This window comes from Phenylobacterium sp., from assembly GCF_037138395.1.
Taxonomy (GTDB): Bacteria; Pseudomonadota; Alphaproteobacteria; order Caulobacterales; family Caulobacteraceae; genus Phenylobacterium.
In genome coordinates this window covers 1-2,472 of the sequence record NZ_JBAXIM010000235.1, presented here as the reverse complement: position 1 = coordinate 2,472, position 2,472 = coordinate 1, and the positions used below count along the sequence as shown (strand labels likewise).

Annotated in this window: 4 protein-coding genes and 1 tRNA gene; 3 read left to right on the top strand and 2 right to left on the bottom strand. The window is 68.9% G+C overall.

Annotation, left to right across the window (positions count from 1 at the left end; genetic code table 11):
• The coding region (locus tag WCJ52_RS12715) for a thioredoxin domain-containing protein (protein WP_336903673.1) at positions 1-484 on the bottom strand (484 nt) is incomplete at its 3' end.
• Between the two features lie 54 nt (positions 485-538).
• A complete protein-coding gene (locus WCJ52_RS12710; protein WP_336903672.1) occupies positions 539-1,057 on the bottom strand; it encodes a YbaK/EbsC family protein in 519 nt (172 codons plus the stop codon).
• 102 nt (positions 1,058-1,159) lie between these two features.
• Between WCJ52_RS12710 and WCJ52_RS12705 the strand changes: the two genes are divergently transcribed.
• The 3 genes from WCJ52_RS12705 to WCJ52_RS12695 all read left to right on the top strand — a co-directional run.
• The gene (locus WCJ52_RS12705; protein WP_336903671.1) at positions 1,160-1,903 is read left to right on the top strand and encodes a DUF6065 family protein; all 744 of its coding nucleotides are present in this window, start codon (positions 1,160-1,162) and stop codon (positions 1,901-1,903) included.
• Between the two features lie 79 nt (positions 1,904-1,982).
• A tRNA-Gly gene (locus WCJ52_RS12700) sits at positions 1,983-2,057 on the top strand.
• Positions 2,058-2,170: 113 nt separating this feature from the next.
• Positions 2,171-2,472: DUF6481 family protein (locus WCJ52_RS12695; RefSeq protein ID WP_336903670.1), on the top strand; the 302-nt coding region annotated here is incomplete at its 3' end.

Sequence of the window (2,472 nt, the reverse complement as noted above, 5' to 3'; positions counted from 1 at the left end):
CCTGCAGCGCCCGGGCGAAGGCCTGGGCCGCGGTGTTGAGGTCGCCGGCCTCCAGGGCCTCGCGGCCAACGGTGATCAGCTCGTCGCCGGCGTCGGCGGGGGCCTGGGCGGCCAGGCGTTCCACGAAGGCCTTGATCTGGCTCTCCGGCAGGGCGCCCGTGAAGCCGTCTACGGGCCGGCCGTCCACGAAGGCGAAGACGGCGGGAATGGACTGGACGCGCAGCTGGCCGGCGAACTGGGGATGCTGGTCGATGTCGATCTTTACCAGCTTCACCTTGCCCCGGGCGGCGGTGACGGCGCGCTCGATGGCCGGGCCCAACTGCTTGCAGGGGCCGCACCAGGGCGCCCAGAAGTCGACCATGACCGGCGTCTCCCGCGAGGCCTCGATCACGTCGGCCATGAAGCCGGCGTCCGTCCCGTCCTTGATCAGACCTGCGGGCGCTGCGCCCGCCGGGGGGCCCGAGTTTTCACCGATCAGCGCCATGGGACTCTCCATGCTGGACTTGAGGCTGCAAGATGGACCTTCCGGGCCTCGGCTTCAACGCGTCGGAAGCGAACAAAGGGCCAGGCGAGGGAAATCCACCACCAGAGGCTCGCGGCCCAGGTGGTCGAGGAAGGTCCTCAGCCCGTCCTGGCCCACCGTGGTGGTGGCGGTGTTCTCCAGGGGATGGAAGCTGACCGCTTCCGCCTGCGCCAGGGCCAGGTCCAGGACCAGCCGCACCCGGTGCAGGGGATCATTGGCCAGGGCGAACAGGGTCACTGAGCCCGGCGTCACCCCCAGGGTCTCGGCCATCACCTCCGCCGGGCCGAAGGACAGGCGGGCCGAGCCGATCACCCCGTGCAGCCGCTTCAGGTCGATGGCCGTGTCGTCCTTGGCGCAGACCAGCCAGAGGTCGCCCCGGGCGTCCTTCAGGAACAGGTTCTTGGTGTGGGCGCCGGGGATCTTCGCCTTGATCGCCCCGCCCTCTCCCACCCGGAACACCGCCGGATGGTCCAGGGTGGCATGCGCCATCCCCAGCTTGTCGAAGAGGGCGAGAAGGCCGGCGCGGTCGAGCATGGGGCTTCTTACCCTTCCCCCGCCCGCCGGAATAGCGGTGGACGCTGCGCGCGCGCCCTCGCTAATGGAAGGGGTGGAAACCACAAGGACCGGGAGCCCGCCATGGAGCTTGAGTGCTATCCCACCGCCGATCGCCCGCCGGAGATCGTGCCCGGCCGGCCCCAGCGCGCCTGGATGGACAATTTCGCCTCCCGGCACCCCTATCGCTGCCTGCCCCTGTCCATGGCCAACACCACGGGTTGGGAGATCCTCTGCCCCATGAGCTTCACCGCCGAGTGGAACGGCGGGGCCATGCAGGCGGACATCACCCTCACCCCCGACCGGCCCCACCCGGAGTTCCACCGCTTCGTCATGAGCCACTTCTCTTCGGGCGTGGTCACCATGCACCCGGGCTATCTCTTCCGCACCCCGCCCGGCTGGTCGGTCCTGGCCCAGGGCCCGCCCAACCATGTGAAGGACGGCATCCAGCCCCTGTCGGGCCTGGTCGAGACCGACTGGCTGCCCTTCCCCTTCACCATGAACTGGATCTTCACCCGCCCGGGCCGGGTGCGGTTCGAGAAGGGCGAGCCCTTCTGCTTCATCACCCTGATGAAGGACCGCGAGCTGGCCGACTTCCAGCCGGTGATCCGCTCCATGTCCCGCAACCCCGAGCTGCGCGGCCAGTATGACGCCTGGGAAAAGCACCGGGCCGAGTTCAACCGCCGGATCATGCGTTTCGACCCCGAGGCCACCAAGGAGGCCTGGCAACGCTTCTATTTCCGCGGTGAACTGCCCGACGAGACCGGCCCCGCCCCCACGGAGCATGTGAACAAGCGCCGCCTCAAGACCCCCCGGTTCCTGGGCTGACACCGTCTTGCCAAGCCGCCGGCCCTCTGCCATAAGCCGGCTCCCGAACATCGGGGTCCCGCAAGGGGCCTCACGGAGCGCGGGCGTAGCTCAGGGGTAGAGCACAACCTTGCCAAGGTTGGGGTCGGGCGTTCGAATCGCCTCGCCCGCTCCAGAAAGTCGATAGACCCGCAGGCCTTGCGTCCCCTCCTGTCGGGGAAGCTGGCGGCGGACCGGAACCGGACCCCGAAGTCGGAAATCTGAGACCAAAGGTTCGAACCTAAAAGCATGAAAAAATTCGCAGAGCGCGCAGAACGCCAGGAGACGGCAGCCGCCGCCAAGAAGGCGATGCTGGAACGCTTCAAACCCAAGCCCCACGTCATTGATCCCAATCTTGAGGCCCGCAAGGCCGCTGCCGCCGCCGAGCTGGAGGCCGTCCGCGCCGCCCGCAGCGCCGAGCGCGACGCCAAACGCATTGCCGCCGCCGAGGCCGAGCGCCTGCGCCTGGAGGACGAAGCCATCACCCAGGAAGCCCGCGACCTGGACCTCCGCGCCCGCCAGAAGGAAGCCCGCGACCTCCGCTACGTCGC

What these genes read in the sequence shown, in the direction of transcription:
- WCJ52_RS12705 (WP_336903671.1), top strand. Translation starts at nt 1,160, where the DNA reads ATGGAGCTTGAGTGCTATCCCACCGCCGATCGCCCGCCGGAGATCGTG.
- WCJ52_RS12710 (WP_336903672.1), bottom strand. Translation starts at nt 1,057, where the DNA reads ATGCTCGACCGCGCCGGCCTTCTCGCCCTCTTCGACAAGCTGGGGATG.